Raw genomic sequence first — 15,583 nt, forward strand, 5'->3', positions numbered from 1 at the left:
CGGTTTTCGTAGACAAGGCTGTTTCAGACGAGATAACACAATATGGTGAATAAGATAAAAACCCAGGCACGACCTGGCGTGGCATTACCCTCCGGGCCTTACGCTTTACGCCTGCTGCTGGCTTCCTCGCTGCTGGCCGCGCCTGTGGCTCAGTCGGCCGGTGACGATACCCTGACCGTAACGGCGGAAACGTCGGAAAGCGTGACCGCACGCAACGCCGGCATTGTGGCGAAAGAGAGCGCGTCTGGTACCAAAACGCCAACGCCACTGCGAAAAACGCCGCAATCGATTTCGGTCGTCACCCGCGACCAGATGGACGATCAGGCGGCAGCTTCAGTGTCTGATGCCCTGAGCTACACCAGCGGGGTGGTCACAAACTATCGCGGTAACTCTAACCGTAACGACGAAATTATCAGCCGGGGCTTCCGTTACGCGCCAAAACTGCTGGACGGCCTGCACTATGGTCTTTCCAGCTCCAGCGGTGGGTCAGGGCAGTTGGATCCGTGGCTGATGGAGCGCGTGGAGATGGTACACGGCCCGGCGGGCGTCTTATACGGCCAGGTCAGCCCTGGTGGCCTGGTGGTGATGACCAGCAAGCGCCCGACGGCCGAGAGTATTCATGAAGTTAAACTGAGTACGGGTAATCAGCATCTCGCGGAAGCAGCGTTTGATTTTGGCGGCAAGCTGGATGATGACAACACGCTGTTTTATCGACTGAACGGTATCGCCTTTACCAAACATGAATTTGTGAAGGGCAATAAACAGCAGCGCATGGCGATTGCTCCGGCGATCACCTGGCTTGCCAGCGAAGACACCACGTTCACCCTGCTGACCAGTTATCAGTACGAGCCGGAAGCGGGCGCCCGTAACTTCTATCCGCGCGCCGGAACGTTGTTCAGCACCAGTGCAGGCTATGTGCCTTATGACTTTAACGTCAGCGAAACCAATTTCAATCGCTCCACCCGTGAGCAGACATCCATCGGCTATGAGCTGGAACACAACTTTAACGAGGCGCTGTCGTTTAAACAGAACCTGCGCTACAGCCACCGCCAGGAAGAGTATAAATATCTGGTGTATAACGCCACGGGTGCAAACGACCACACCATCACGCGTATCCCGCAACATGATAAGGTGCTGACCAATGAGATGGGCGTGGATAACCAGTTAAAAGGGCTGATCAGTACCGGCAGCGTGGAGCACACTCTGCTTGGCGGGCTGGATTATCGTTACAGTCACGTTAACAGTAAGCTGTGGCGCGATCGCTCAGGGGATTACGAGCTGGACTGGACCAATCCTGTCCATATTGATATTGATGAAAGCAAGCTGCTGCTCTCTTCCGATACTCAGAAGACCCTGAATCAGGTCGGTGTTTACTTACAGGATCAGCTGGAGTGGCAGCAGTGGAACCTGCTGTTATCCGGGCGTCATGACTGGTCGCAGGTGCATACGGTCTCCTATACCGGTGATGGCAGCGATGAGACCTACAACGATAATCAGTTTACGGGGCGTGCAGGTCTGCTGTATGCCTTTGATAACGGATTGTCGCCGTATATCAGCTACAGCACCTCTTTCGAACCCACCTTACAGGCCAGCGCGCCGGGTGCCGATCCGCTGAAACCGACCACCGGAGAGCAGACCGAGCTTGGCATTAAATATCAGCCGGCAGGCAGCAATACGGCGCTGACGTTATCGCTGTTTGATATCAATCAGAAAAACGTGACAACCCTGAACTCCACTACTCAGTTCTATGAGCAGACAGGCAAGGTTAACTCGAAAGGATTCGAAGCGGAGCTGCACGCGCAGCCGGTGCCGGAAATCAAATTCACTGCCGCTTATACCTACACTGATGTTGTCACCAAAGAGACGACCAAAGAACAGGAGCGCGGCCATAGTCCGGCCGGTGTACCAACCCATTCTGCATCGGCATGGGGCAGTTACAGCTTCCTCAGCGGCCCGCTGAATGGCTTTACGCTTGGCAGCGGTGTGCGCTATGTCGGTAAATCCCCGGCGGACAGTATCGGTGAGTACGATGTTCCGAGCTTTACGCTGTATGACGCCATGGCGAGCTATGAGCTGGGGCAGGCGGTGCCTTCCCTGAAGGGAGCAAAACTTCAGCTTAATGTGCAAAACCTGGCAGATAAGCACTATGTATCAAACTGTAGCAACGCCTACGCCTGTTTCTATGGTACCGGGCGCAGCGTGGTGGCTTCCGTAGATTACCGCTGGTAAGCGTACGGCCCGGCCCGGTTGTGACGGGGAATATTTTCTGCTGTTAGCCACTCCATGAGGGTGGCTATTTTTTTAGTTAAATCTCTCTAAGATAGGGGGGCGAACTGACCGCAGGATTTATCATCAAAGGAGAGAGAAAATGTATGAGTCGCGTAATATGCCGCTGCTTCCCTTCAGGGATTTTTTAAAACGCCTGTTATTACATTTCGGAGGAGCGGTACTGCTGGTGATGATCACCCTGCTGGCAGGCATGGCGGGCCATATGCTTTTCGATACCGATATCACCTGGCACGATGCGACGCTGAACAGCGCCTTTATCGCCAATGGAATCGGCCCTTATCTCGTGCCACAAAATCTCGCCGGAAAAGTATTTTTCGCTATTTACGGCATGTTTACCAGCTTCGTCTTTATGACCACGCTCGGCATGGTGCTGGCTCCAGTTGCGCATCGCCTGGTACATAAATTTCACCTCGATGATGAGGCGTAACCTCAAATAACAGTGCACTGATACAGTTATCGTCAGCCTCTGCCGCGCAGGCCGGGGCTGACCGCCACAGTTTCATGCGCGCGATCACAGAATGCCCTGTTACACCGTGAAAAACTTGTTTCAGCTATGCGTCTGTTAAAAAATATCGCTTTATGGCTGACAGGCGTAGTGTGACAGCCAGAAGGTCACTATTCCGTATGTTCCACAGGAGATTGTCGTGAATCAAAGCCAGCGCGAACACATTGCCACGGTAGTAGCCAGCGTCAGCGATAATGCGCAGCATCGGGCAGTGTGTCAGCACGATCAGGCGATTCGGGACTCATGGCAGCGGTGCGTTGAACGCTATGGTCTGGATCCCAGCCGGATGCAGGCGGCGCATATTCTGCCCTGGCATGAGCTGCGCGAGCACCGCGAGCATCTGGAAGAGTTTCGCCGTATTGCCCGGCATGGCCTGAGCGCGCTGTACCAGCAGATAGCTCCCGCAGGCTATGTCGTATTACTGACCGATGCGCAGGGTGTGACGGTGGATTATCTGGGCGATGAGAGCGCTGAAATCAGCCTGCGCCGCGCCGGACTGTTCCTCGGCGCACAGTGGTCGGAAGCCTGGGCGGGAACCTGTGCGGTAGGTACGGCGCTGGCAACCGGAAAAGCGCTGACCGTGCATCACAATGACCATTTTGACGCTACTCATATTGCGCTCTCCTGTTCGGCGGTGCCGCTGTTCGATCCGCAGGGGCAGCTCAACGCTATTCTGGATATCTCCGCGCTCACCTCGCCGCAGCCAAAATCCGGTCAGCAGCTGGCATTACAGCTTGCCCGGCTGCATGCCCATCAGATTGAAAATGCCTGGTTTGAGCATCGTCATCGCACTGACTGGGTGCTGAAACTCAGCCCGGCATCTCCATTTGTCGAAGTCAGCCCGGATTACCTGATCGCTTTTGATGCCCGTGGCCGCCTCATCGGCCATAACCACCGCGCACAGCGTATGCTGGAGCAGGAGCTTGGCATTGAAGCTGCGTCACCGCACGGGCGCAGTAGCTTGCTCGGGATGCCCATCGAACAGCTTTTTAATACCTCAATTAACAGCCTGCCGGACTGGCTGGCCAGCGCCAGCGGGCGTCAGGGTACGCTGGAGCGCGTGAACAGCGGCGAACGGCTGTATGTGACGGCGGTGCAGCCTGCAAGGCTCCCTGAACGTCCGGTGATCAATACCTCAGCGCAACTTTTACCTGCGCCGCTGGCGGCACTGAATGGCGGCGATCCGGCATTGCAGCAGCAGCTACAGCGCGCTGCACGGCTGCTGAATGCGCCGCTGCATGTGGTGGTTCAGGGGGAAACCGGTAGTGGGAAAGAGTATTTTGCCCGCGCGTTTCATCAGTCCGGCGAGCGCAGCTCCCAGCCGTTTATTGCGCTGAACTGTGCCGCTATTCCTCCGACGCTGATCGAAAGCGTACTGTTTGGTCATCTGCCGGGAAGTTTCTCCGGGGCCGGAAATAAGGCACGACGCGGCCTGATCCAGGAAGCGGACGGCGGCACGCTGTTCCTTGATGAAATTGGTGATATGCCGCTGGAGATGCAGACGCGACTGCTGCGTGTACTTGCCGAGCAGGAGGTGTTGCCGGTCGGGGCTTCACGTCCGGTGGCGGTTAATATTCGCGTGATTTCAGCATCTCATCATGTGCTGGATCAGCTGGTGGAGCAGGGGCGTTTCCGCGCTGACCTGTTCTATCGTTTACAGGGGGCGCGTATTACTCTGCCCGCGCTGCGCAGCCGCAGCGATCTCGACTGGTTAATTGATAAGATGCTGGCGGGAAAAGCGTCGCTGTCGCAGGCGGCCCGCCAGTGTCTGCACCAGCATGGCTGGCCGGGTAACCTGCGGGAGCTGAGTAACGCGCTGGATTATGCCGTGGCGATGTTTGAAGGTGAACGGATTGAAAGTGCGGATCTGCCGGAGGGAATCGGAACAACAGCTCCTGTGACGCTGGCGCAGGAGGGCGCGCTAACTGAACAGGCACTGCCGGAGGAGGCGCAGCGGCTGATGGCGTCTCTGCACGCTGCACGCTGGAACCACAGCGCGGTAGCGCGCCAGATGGGGATCAGCCGTATGACACTCTATCGCCGTATGCAGCGCTACGGTATTCAGTCTCCAAATACTCTGCCCGCATAGCAGGGCCACGGAGAGCAATGATAATAAAAGTCAAAACCCCGGTGGCCGGAAACGGCCCGTTTTCACTCCCCCACGGGCGATTGCTATTCTGCCCTGACCCGGCCGTGGCGGAAGACGGGCTGTTTACCCTGGCTGCCGCAGGCCGCAAGGTGGCGCAGATCTGGCATGGGCCACAGTCGCTGGTGGTGCCCTCAAGCTATAAACGTTTCAGCAACCTGGATAAAGTGAGGGCACAGTATGCTGCTGCCGGGTGTCCGGTATTTTTACGCAAGTCCGGCGGCGGGCTGGTGCCGCAGGGGCCGGGGATTATTAATCTCAGCCTCGCCTGGCCCATCGAACGCACTTTTGGTGAGGCGGCAGAGGATGTATACCGTTACCTGTGCGGCATATTAAGCGATGCGCTGCGCAGTCTCGGCGTCGTTACTGGCTGGCAGGCGGTGGAGGGTTCGTTCTGTGACGGGCGTTTTAATCTTGCCTGTGGCGAAGGTCGGCAGGCGCGTAAGATCGCCGGAACGGCCCAATACTGGCGGGCGATCCCGGGTGAGGCGGATGCGCCGCGCCGCCATGTGGTGCTGGCGCATGCGGTGCTGCTGGTGGATTGTGATCTCACGGCGGCACACCGGCTGGCTAATCAGTTTGAGGCGATACTGGGCAGCGGGCACTGTTATCAGGCGTCGAAAACGGTGAGTGTGGCGCAGATGCTGCCGGCAGGGAGTAGCGGTTTGTGTGATGAGGTTATTGATGCGCTGATTGCGCGTTTACAATAGGGGCGAGGCCAGCCTCGCCCATGGTATTAGCGTGGGATTATTGCGGTGGACGCACCAGGATCTTCACCTGATTTTTCTCTTTCACCAGCGCTTCAAAACCTTCTGTTACCAGATCGTCTAATTCAATGCGTTTGGTAACCAGCTTTTCGGCCTGGAAATAGCCCTGAGTCATCAGCTCCATAACCGCCGGGAAAATGTGACGGTAGGCGATGATGCCTTTTACGTTACGTTCTGCCAGTACGACTTTATTCGGATGGAATGACGCTTCGCCTTCCCAGATCGACACAATGATGGTTTCGCCTTCGTAACGGGTGCTGTCGATACACTGTTTCAGCACTACCGGCACGCCGGTCACTTCGAAAGCAACATCCACACCACCCTTGCTCAACTCACGGATAGTCTCTACGGCGTCCTGCTTGCTGGGATCAATCACCACGTTAGCGCCCAGTTCGCGGGCTTTTTCAGCGCGCTGCGGGGACAGTTCCACCACGTAAATCTCTGAAGCGCCCGCCGCGCGCAGTGCTTCGATCACCAGTAGCCCAATCGGGCCAGCGCCAAATACCGCTGCTTTATCTCCGGCTTTCAGCTTGCTCATGCGTACGGCGTGCAGCGCCACAGCGGCAGGCTCAACCAGCGCGCCCTGTTCGTAAGAGAGGCCGTCCGGCATACGATGAACCATATGCTCGTCAACCATGGTAAAGGAAGAGAATCCGCCGCCACCACCGGACAGGCCATGGAAACCGAGGTCGCCACACAGGTTATATTTGCCTTCACGGCAGGCTTCGCACTCGCGACAGGCGAGAATCGGTTCAACGACTACGCGGTCGCCAGCTTTGAACTTAGTGACGCCGGTGCCAACTTCCACCACCTCACCGGAAAATTCATGTCCCATCACAATTGGGGCAATATCGTGGCTGATTTTATGAGGCTTATCTACAGGGACAAAGATCGGTCCAGCAAGATATTCATGCAGGTCGCTGCCGCAGATGCCGGTCCAGGCTACTTTGATTTTTACTTTGCCTGCGGAAACCTGAGGTTCTTCGATATCGTCGATGCGAATGTCATGTGCTTTATACCAACGTGCTGCTTTCATCTTCTTTTCCCTTGAGATTGGTCAAAAACCTGTCCATTACCACATACATTGTGGCCGGTGCAGGAACTCAGGGCTGCATATTGCGAAAAGCATGCCAGAATGAATTGTTTATTTAATTCATTGATTTATAAGTATTAAACTTAAATTTCTGTTACAGGAACGATGAAAAGAGCATAAAATGTGACACCTGTATCAGTGACAGGTGTCACAGGTGGGGCTAGCGGAAAGGCGGTTCGTTAAAGGTGCGCAGCTTGCGTGAATGCAGGCGGTCGCCTTCGGCACGCAGCAGGTCAATGGCGCGAATGCCAATCTGTAAGTGTTCGGAAATCGCCCCTTCATAGAAGCGGTTTGCCTGGCCCGGTAGTTTAATTTCACCGTGCAATGGCTTATCGGAGACGCAGAGCAGGGTGCCGTAAGGAACGCGGAAGCGATAACCCTGTGCGGCAATGGTCGCGCTCTCCATATCCACCGCCACGGCGCGACTGAGATTAAAGCGCAGCGCAGAAGCAGAATAGCGTAGCTCCCAGTTGCGGTCGTCGGTAGTAACCACCGTGCCGGTGCGGAGGCGCTCTTTAACCGCTTCTCCCGGCATTCCGCTTACCAGTTTGGTGGCGTCATACAGCGCACGCTGCACTTCAGCAATACTTGGAATAGGAATATCAGGCGGCAGTACCGCATCCAGTACATGATCGTCGCGCAGATAGGCGTGTGCCAGCACATAGTCACCAATGCTCTGACTTTCGCGCAGCCCGCCGCAGTGGCCGATCATCAGCCATGCATGGGGGCGCAGCACCGCGAGGTGATCACAGATAGTTTTGGCATTTGACGGGCCAACGCCGATATTAACCAGCGTAATCCCCTGGCCATCTTTGGCGATCAGGTGCCAGGCGGGCATCTGATGCTTTTTCCACGCCAGATCGGAAACCGTCTGCTCCGGGTGCGGTGTATCGCCAGTGATCGTGATGCCACCTGCGCAGGAGAGTGCCTGGTAAGGCGAGTCCGGGTCAGCAATCTGTGCGCAGGCCCACAGTACAAACTCATCGACGTAACGCGTGTAATTAGTGAAAAGCACGTAGGGCTGGAAATCTTCTACCGGGGTGCCGGTGTAATGGCGCAGACGTGCCAGCGAAAAATCGGTGCGCAGGGCATCAAAGTGCGAGAGCGGGAAAGTCTCCCCCGGGGGCAGCAGGCCGTCAGCATTTTCATCGCCAATCTGCGACAGTTCAGTGGTAGGAAAATGCTGGGCAATACCGGCACTCATGCTGCGATCCAGGGCCAGGCTGGAGCCGTCGATCACATAGGGAAACGGGATCTCCTGCTCTGACGGCAGCACATCGATCTGCACCTGATATTCGCTGGTCAGTATTGACAGCTGCTCGCTGAGATAGTGGCGCAGCAGTGCCGGGCGGGTGATGGTGGTGCTGTAGTTTCCGGCGCGGGTAAAGCGTCCAAAGGCACGGGTAAGACGTTGTGAAGGTGCGATGCCGTTCCAGCTAACGCGCAGCTGCGGATAGACAAACAGACCTGCTGCACGCTGTGTCGCATCGGGCAGGCTGCCATCAGCAACAAAGGCGTTAATGGCGTCGCGCAGGGCTTCTACCGCCGCGTTGTAATGGTTTTCCAGGCTGTCGAGCGCCTCAGTGACGGTCAGGGATCGTGCTACGGGGTAAGTCATGTTATCTCCTTGAATCGTGTGCACGTTTGTCTTACAGATTTACTGAAGATAACACCATAATTAGCTGCTGGCACCCGGCTCAAGGCTGAATTTTACCTGCTCTTCCAGCGGCTGTGGGGCATCATCTAGCATTGCCATCAGGCGCTGACCCACCTGATGGCCGAGCTTTTCGTAATTAAGGCGCATTGAGGTCAGCGCCGGAAAGGTGTGATCGCAATTGGCTGAACCGTCGAGGCATGCCACCGCCATATCGTAGGGAACTTTGAGCAGCCGCCGCTGGCACTCCGAAAGCACGCCGAAGGCTATCTCCTCATGGCTACAGATAATTGCATCCAGATCCGGCTGATTTTGCAGCAGCTGGCCCAAAGCATAGCGGCCAAACTCTAAGCTGGGCGCATCGGGAACGGTAATCATCAGATCGGCATTTTGATAGTGCGCCATCATCGCTTTATGCCAGCCGTTAAGCTGCTGCTTGTGCAGGCGGTTATCAGTCTGCGCACCAATAAAAGCAATCCGGCGGTAGCCTTTGTCCAGCAGATGTGTGGTCAGCCGTTCGGCGGCGTCGTTGATGGCAATATCGAGGATGATATCAGCAGAAAAACGCTCTGCGCCGCAGACATTTACCGTTACCAGTTCTGCGGACTCAATCAGGTCGCAGGTCTTTTTTGACAGCTGCGCACCAAAAAGCACCAGCGCCGAAGGGCGGTGTTGCAGTAGTTTCTCTACCAGCGGCGTTTCACCGTACTGATGGTATTCATGACAGGCCATAATCAGCTGAAAAGGCTGTTTACTCAGGGTTTGTTGCAATGCCTGAACAAAACGGGTGCTGGCGCGGTCATGCTGAAAGGGATAGAGCACCGCTACCGTATGCAGCTGGGATGAGGCCAGCGTGGCAGCGGCCTGATTGGGCACGTAGCCGAGAGTGATAACAGCCTGCTGAATCTTCTTTAATGAGGCATCAGACACCTGGCTCGGATCACGTAATGCGCGTGAAACCGTCATCGGTCCGACGCCTGCATGGCGGGCAACATCCTGAAGTGTTACGCGCGTACCGCTCTGGGCTGCCAGTTCACTGGCCTCCGGGCTGGCCTCATAGCCGAGTGCGCGGGCGGCCTGTTCCACTTTACTGCGGACTTTTTCAGAAACCAGCTCAGGTGTGCGCATTACGCGCGACACGGTCATGGCCCCAACGCCGACGTAATCGGCCACATCCTGTAGCGTCACCCGACCACTACTGCGACGCTTGCGCATTCTGGTTTCTCCTGATTTTTTGATTCCACGGTGGCGGGCGAGGCATGCCTCGCCCCTACAGCGCCGTGGATATTGAGTCGTTGGCGCATCCCGTTTCCGTCATGGCGGGCGAGGCATGCCTCGCCCCTACAGCGCCGTGGATATTGAGTCGTTGGCGCATCCAGTTCCCGTCATGGCGGGCGAGGCATGCCTCGCCCCTGCAGCGCCGTGGATATTGAGTCGTTGGCGCATTCAGTTCCCGTCATGGCGGGCGAGGCATGCCTCGCCCCTGCAGCGCCGTTGATACTGTGTTGTTAGCGCTTCCGATCCCTGTAGGGGTCAGGCATGCCTCGCCCCTGCAGCGCCGTGGATATTGAGTCGTTGGCGCATCCAGTTCCCGTTATGGCGGGCGAGGCATGCCTCGCCCCTACAGTGCCGTTGATATTGAGTCGTTGGCGCATCCAGTTCCCGTCATGCCTCGCCCCTGCAGCGCCGTTGATACTGTGTTGTTAGCGCTTCCGATCCCTGTAGGGGTCAGGCATGCCTGACCCAGTCAGTTTGCCGCGACAGGCTTCCGGCAACAACTTATTCTCCGGCTGATGATAAGCCGATCACAATTAATGATAGTTATAACAGTTAGCGTTATCTTTTTAGATGCTCATCACATTAATCCGGTCGTTGTCGCACTACTCTGCTCGGGCGATTAGAGAGAGGTGACACTAAAATGCTTAAAGAATTACTGACAGCCGACGTTGTTCAGATTATCCCTGCCTGCGCTGACTGGCGTGAGGCTGTCTCACTTTCCTGTCAGCCACTGCGTGATAACGGCACCATTGAAGCCAGCTATGTCGAGGCAATTTACCGCTCGCATGAGGCTATTGGTCCATATTACGTCGTTGGCCCCGGTATCGCTATGCCTCATGCACGTCCTGAAGATGGTGCCAACAAAATGGGCGTCAGTCTGACGGTGATCCGCGAGGGCGTGAATTTTGATTCTGACGGCAATGACCCGGTACATCTGCTGATCGTGCTGGCCGCGACCGACAGTAACAGCCATATCGGCATTATTACCGCGCTCGCCCATCTTTTCGATACCCCTGAAGATACCGCGTCGCTGATGGCAGCGACAGAGGTTGAACAGATTTTATCCATTGTTTCACGTTACTAATTCACCCCAGGAAAAGGAAAATACAATGAAAATTACCGTGGTATGTGGCAACGGTCTCGGTACCAGCCTGATGATGGAAATGAGTATTAAAAGTATCGTTAAAGAACTGGGTGTTAACGCGGAAGTTGACCATGTCGATCTTGGTTCAGCTAAAGGCACCGCCAGCGATATTTTCGTCGGCACCTCTGATATTGCCGAGCAGCTGGTGGCACAGCAGGTGGGTGGCAAGATTGTCTCCCTGAAAAACATGGTAGATAAAGTGGCGATGAAAGAGCGCATCTCTGCGGCGTTGACCGAACTCGGCGCATTATAAGGAAGCCAGAATGGAATTTTTCCGTTTCTTAATGAGCGATGTGTTATCCGAACCCTCTATTCTGGTGGGGCTGATAGCGCTAATCGGTCTGGTGGCGCAGAAAAAACCGGCCACTGAAGTTATCAAAGGCACGGTGAAAACCGTAATGGGCTTCCTGATCCTCGGGGCAGGGGCCGGACTGATCGTCTCTTCACTGGGCGACTTTGCGGCTATCTTCCATCATGCTTTCGGTATTCCGGGTGTCGTGCCGAACAACGAAGCGATTGTTGCTGTAGCGCAGAAGAGTTTCGGCACTGAGATGGCGATGATTATGTTCTTCGCTATGGTGATTAACATCGCTATTGCCCGCTTTACACCATGGAAATATATCTTCCTCACTGGTCATCACACGCTGTTTATGTCGATGATGGTTGCGGTGATCCTGGCAACCGCAGGGATGAAAGGTGCCAGCCTGATTGCCGTAGGTTCGCTGGTAGTTGGTGTATCGATGGTGTTTTTCCCGGCGATTATCCATCCGTATATGAAGAAGGTGACCGGATCTGACGATGTGGCTTTTGGTCACTTCTCGGCAATCTCTCAGCTACTTTCCGCCTGGATCGGCAGTAAATTCGGTAATAAAGAGAAGTCTACCGAAGATATGGAAGTGCCGAAAAGTCTGCTGTTCCTGCGTGATACGCCGGTGGCGATCGCCTTTACCATGTTCTTTATCTTTATCTTCACTTGTCTGGTAGCAGGCCCGTCCACGGTGAAAGAGATGAATGCCGGTGGTAAAAACTGGTTTATGTTCTCGCTGATGCAGTCCATCACCTTTGCTGCCGGTGTCTACATTGTGCTTCAGGGTGTGCGGATGGTGATTGCCGAAATCGTCCCGGCGTTTAAGGGGATCTCTGACAAACTGGTGCCAAACGCAAAACCGGCACTCGACTGCCCGGTGGTGTTCCCTTATGCACCCAATGCTGTGCTGGTGGGCTTTCTGAGCAGCTTTGCCGCCGGGGTGCTGGGGATGTTCCTGCTGTATGCGCTGAATATGACGGTGATCATTCCGGGCGTGGTGCCGCACTTCTTCGTCGGCGCTGCCGCCGGGGTGTTCGGTAATGCCACCGGCGGCCGCCGTGGCGCCATCCTTGGTGCCTTCACCAATGGCCTGCTGATCACCTTTATTCCGGTGTTCCTGCTGCCGGTGCTGGGCAGTATTGGACTGGCGAACACCACCTTCAGTGACTCGGATTTCGGTGCTGTCGGTATCCTTTTAGGTCTGATTGTACGTTAATCGTTGCTTAATTAGTCAGGGGCCGCTCTGTTTTCAGCGGCCCCTCCTTATTTATCCTTTTACTGATACCCCCCTCTATCTTCCATGATGCGCATCAAGTTCAATTTCACCTCACGCTATTAAGATAATTCTGTTCAATATGCCGTTAATAATATGAAGAATCTTGTCAGGGACGGCTTTTATTTACCGGGAACATCACCGTGAGTCAGAATCATGAACCTGAAGCAACTCTACTATTTTAGGCGCCTGGCCGAAAAAGAGCATTATACTGCCGCCGCTGCCAGCCTGTTTATTACCCAGCCCTCTCTCAGCCACGCTATTTCTGAACTGGAAAAAGAACTTGGCGTGATGCTGTTTGCAAAGCAGGGAAGAAATATACGTATTACCGAAGAGGGAAAACAGTTTCTGCCCTATGTGGAAAAGGCCATTGCTGAACTGGAGAACGGCTGTGCTGCGCTGCAAAAATTTAACAGCAACGCACGCGAAACCGTTAACCTGGCTTTTATCTATACCATGGGGGAGCGGGTGGTCCCGCAGCTGATTGAACGCTTTGGCCAGCAGCCCGGGCAGCCGCCCGCAGACTTCAGCTTCTTCCAGGGCACGACCAGCGCTATCGTGCAGGAGCTGAAAGCTGACAGTTTCGATCTGGCAATCTGCTCACATTTAAGCCATGAAAATGAGATCGAGTTCACCCCGATTATCAGTCAGGAGCTGGTGCTGGTGACCTCCCGACATCATCCGCTGGCGCAGCGTAATACCATGAGCATTGATCTCAGCGAGGCGATGGCGTGGCCATTTGTATTTTTCTCAGAAAAAAGCGGATTAAGACCTTTTATTGATCGGATATTCAGCCAGAAGAATCTGGTTCCTAAAATTGCCTGTTATGTTGAAGAGGATACGGCGATGGTGGGATTAGTCAGTATTAATTATGGCATTGCCATTATGCCGCGCATTACTACGCTGGATTATTCCGATGTGAAAGTAATGAGTATTACCGATCCGGGCGAGACACGTTATATTTATCTGGCGGCACGAAAAGGCCGGCAGTTATCTCCGGTTGCTAATGCTTTTAAGCAGTTTATTATTCAGCACTGCCAGTCTGAGCTGGAGTTAAAATAAAATATCAGCAGTAAGGGCGGGTAACCCTGTATCACGGGATACCCGCCTTGCTATTAGTGGCTCAGTACATTGAGCATCTCACGCAGCGACTGCACGGCAATCTGCCCCGGAGCCGATGCCTGGCGCGCTGCTCCAAAGGTCATCGCTGAACCGAACACTTCCCCGGCCAGACGGCTGATCACGCCGGTTTTCCCCATCGACATGGTAATCAGAGGACAGGTGGCGTGTTCCTCTTTCATGGTCAGTGTGGCATCCAGCAGTACCAGCACATCATGGGGCGACTGCGGCATCACCGCGATTTTCGGCAGGTCAGCACCCAGGGTTTGCATCCGGCAAAGACGGGCAATAATCTCCGTTTTACTCGGTGTCTTATGGAAATCATGGTTGCTCATAATCACCTTCACGCCAGCGCTATGTGCCTGGGCGACCAGCGCGCGGATGCGTGGTTCCTCGTTAAACAGCTCTACATCAATCAAATCCACCAACCCGCTGCGGGCAATCTCGCTATTAAGATTAAAATAGGCATCATCGCTCAGTTCATGCTCGCCGCCCTCCTTTTTACTGCGGAAGGTAAACAGCAACGGCACCTGCGGCAAAATAGCGCGGACCTGTTGCAGCGCAGCCTTTACGGCATTCACGTCGTCAACGGACTCAAAGTGGTCAGCGCGCCACTCAATCACATCTGCCTGAATTTCTGCCAGCTGACGGGCATCTTCACTAATGGCGGCCAGTGTGCGTCCTATCAGAGGAACACAGATTAGCGGTTTGCCTGCGCCAAAAGTGATGTTTTTAACGTTTACGATAGCGGTCATAATATTCTCTCTCTGATGGCAGGCTAAACCTGCACACGATTAATCTGCAAGGCCGCGCTGCGCGCTGCAAGCTGGCGATAGCCAATAAACAGGGCAAGGGCGAAACCCGCCGCTGCAATGCCAACGTCAAACCACATAATACTGGCGATACTGGTTTGTGACAGCTTCGCGGTGATCAGCGGAATGGTGAATGTGGCCAGGCTCCCGGCGCTGTAGAAAATACCGGTAGCTTTCCCTTTGGCGTGTGGGAAGCTCATCGCCATAATCGTCAGACCCAGCTGCATGACCCCACCTGCCGCCGAGAAGCCGATTACAAAGGCGAAGCCAATCACCACCGGAGGGGTTGGATGCAGGCAGACGGTTATTAGCGCCAGCAGCGAGATAAAGGTATACAACATCAGCAGGTTCACTGAGCTGACGGCCTTTTTCACCAGTGCAGCGGTCACAAATACACAGGTCAGGGAGCCGACGGTATAGATACTTAGCAGCTTAATCGCCGAGGCGTAGGACATTCCGGCAACAAACTGGCCGTACTGCGCCAGCCACTGGCTGACCAGGTAGAACGTTGCCATTGAGATATAGCCGTACAGCGTGAAACAGGCGATATCCAGCAGGTTGCTGTTGTTCTGCTGCGGCTGCGGTGAGGTGCCGGTCTGTTCGCTGGTGCTGATGACCGGTTTTGCCAGCGCCCGGTGATCCGGGAACGGACGTTTCAACAGGTAGATCGCATTCAGCAGCATAATGGCGGCCGCCACGATGAACGACCAGCCAAACCACAGATCCGCCAGCACGATAGCGCTGATAATAAACGGCAGCAGGAACTGTCCACCTGACACGAAAGCTTTGATCAGGATATTAGCGGTGCTGGCTGAGTTGGGGAACGACTCCATCAGTGCCGGGTAGGTGCCGGAATCAAGGAAGCTGTTTGCCATGCCGGCGAGGAAGCCGAAGGCAAAAGCCGTGGTAATGCTCTGCGAACTGAGAATGCCAAAGAAGAAGCCCAGATAGCACAGCATTCCGAGATAGATAAAAGGCTTACGGCCAAACTTATCAGACAGCATGCCGGAGATAAACAGCACGACCAGACGGCCAAAACCCAGCGATGAGATCACCACAGAGACCCCGGCGGCGTTGGTCTGCCACTGCTGTTCCAGGTGAGACATATTGAGGGTCATTAACAGCACCCCCATGCCATGCACCAGATAGTTAAGGTACAGCCCGGCGGCGGTGGGAATGTAGGTATTTTTTTTCAT

At 55.0% G+C, this 15,583-nt stretch carries 13 protein-coding genes; 8 read left to right on the plus strand and 5 right to left on the minus strand.

What is annotated here, in order from left to right; all coding sequences use genetic code 11:
- Nucleotides 1-42: 42 nt before the first annotated feature.
- The 4 genes from GN242_RS07980 to GN242_RS07995 all read left to right on the plus strand — a co-directional run bounded on the left by GN242_RS07980 (nucleotide 43) and on the right by GN242_RS07995 (nucleotide 5,650).
- A complete protein-coding gene (locus tag GN242_RS07980; RefSeq protein WP_156287244.1) occupies nucleotides 43-2,229 on the plus strand; it encodes a TonB-dependent siderophore receptor in 2,187 nt (728 codons plus the stop codon).
- A gap of 139 nt (nucleotides 2,230-2,368) precedes the next feature.
- Entirely contained in the window at nucleotides 2,369-2,716 is a 348-nt protein-coding gene (locus tag GN242_RS07985; RefSeq protein ID WP_154751577.1) for a two pore domain potassium channel family protein, read from the plus strand.
- A gap of 217 nt (nucleotides 2,717-2,933) precedes the next feature.
- A complete protein-coding gene (locus GN242_RS07990; protein WP_156287245.1) occupies nucleotides 2,934-4,883 on the plus strand; it encodes a sigma-54-dependent Fis family transcriptional regulator in 1,950 nt (649 codons plus the stop codon).
- Between the two features lie 17 nt (nucleotides 4,884-4,900).
- A complete protein-coding gene (locus GN242_RS07995) occupies nucleotides 4,901-5,650 on the plus strand; it encodes a lipoyl protein ligase domain-containing protein (RefSeq protein WP_154751576.1) in 750 nt (249 codons plus the stop codon).
- Between the two features lie 37 nt (nucleotides 5,651-5,687).
- Here the strand turns inward: GN242_RS07995 and GN242_RS08000 are convergent, their stop codons facing one another.
- The 3 genes from GN242_RS08000 to GN242_RS08010 form a co-directional block, all read right to left on the minus strand.
- Nucleotides 5,688-6,743 carry a 2,3-butanediol dehydrogenase gene (locus tag GN242_RS08000; protein WP_154751575.1) on the minus strand — a complete coding sequence of 352 codons (1,056 nt, stop codon included), beginning with the start codon at nucleotides 6,741-6,743 and terminating at the stop codon, nucleotides 5,688-5,690.
- Between the two features lie 217 nt (nucleotides 6,744-6,960).
- Nucleotides 6,961-8,418, minus strand: coding sequence for an AMP nucleosidase (locus tag GN242_RS08005; RefSeq protein ID WP_156287246.1), 1,458 nt, complete (start codon nucleotides 8,416-8,418; stop codon nucleotides 6,961-6,963).
- Nucleotides 8,419-8,478: 60 nt separating this feature from the next.
- Complete coding sequence (locus tag GN242_RS08010; RefSeq protein ID WP_156287247.1) at nucleotides 8,479-9,669, minus strand: LacI family DNA-binding transcriptional regulator; 1,191 nt, start codon at nucleotides 9,667-9,669, stop codon at nucleotides 8,479-8,481.
- 703 nt (nucleotides 9,670-10,372) lie between these two features.
- On the opposite strand from GN242_RS08010, the gene GN242_RS08015 reads away from it, so the two are divergent.
- The 4 genes from GN242_RS08015 (at nucleotide 10,373) to GN242_RS08030 (ending at nucleotide 13,518) form a co-directional block, all read left to right on the plus strand.
- Nucleotides 10,373-10,816: a PTS sugar transporter subunit IIA gene (locus GN242_RS08015; RefSeq protein WP_154751572.1), complete on the plus strand. Its 444-nt coding sequence runs from the start codon at nucleotides 10,373-10,375 to the stop codon at nucleotides 10,814-10,816.
- Between the two features lie 25 nt (nucleotides 10,817-10,841).
- A complete protein-coding gene (locus GN242_RS08020) occupies nucleotides 10,842-11,129 on the plus strand; it encodes a PTS sugar transporter subunit IIB (protein ID WP_062742735.1) in 288 nt (95 codons plus the stop codon).
- Between the two features lie 10 nt (nucleotides 11,130-11,139).
- Nucleotides 11,140-12,399, plus strand: a complete 1,260-nt coding sequence (ulaA, locus tag GN242_RS08025) for a PTS ascorbate transporter subunit IIC (protein WP_154751571.1) — start codon at nucleotides 11,140-11,142, stop codon at nucleotides 12,397-12,399.
- A gap of 213 nt (nucleotides 12,400-12,612) precedes the next feature.
- Nucleotides 12,613-13,518, plus strand: a complete 906-nt coding sequence (locus tag GN242_RS08030; protein WP_154751570.1) for a LysR family transcriptional regulator — start codon at nucleotides 12,613-12,615, stop codon at nucleotides 13,516-13,518.
- A 53-nt stretch (nucleotides 13,519-13,571) separates the two neighbouring features.
- Here the strand turns inward: GN242_RS08030 and aroD are convergent, their stop codons facing one another.
- Nucleotides 13,572-14,330 (minus strand): type I 3-dehydroquinate dehydratase, encoded by a 759-nt coding sequence (gene aroD / locus GN242_RS08035; RefSeq protein ID WP_156287248.1) that lies wholly within the window; start codon nucleotides 14,328-14,330, stop codon nucleotides 13,572-13,574.
- 23 nt (nucleotides 14,331-14,353) lie between these two features.
- The gene (locus GN242_RS08040) at nucleotides 14,354-15,583 is read right to left on the minus strand and encodes an MFS transporter (protein WP_154751568.1); all 1,230 of its coding nucleotides are present in this window, start codon (nucleotides 15,581-15,583) and stop codon (nucleotides 14,354-14,356) included.

The sequence above is a fragment of the Erwinia sorbitola genome (assembly GCF_009738185.1).
GTDB classification, from domain to species: Bacteria; Pseudomonadota; Gammaproteobacteria; order Enterobacterales; family Enterobacteriaceae; genus Erwinia; species Erwinia sorbitola.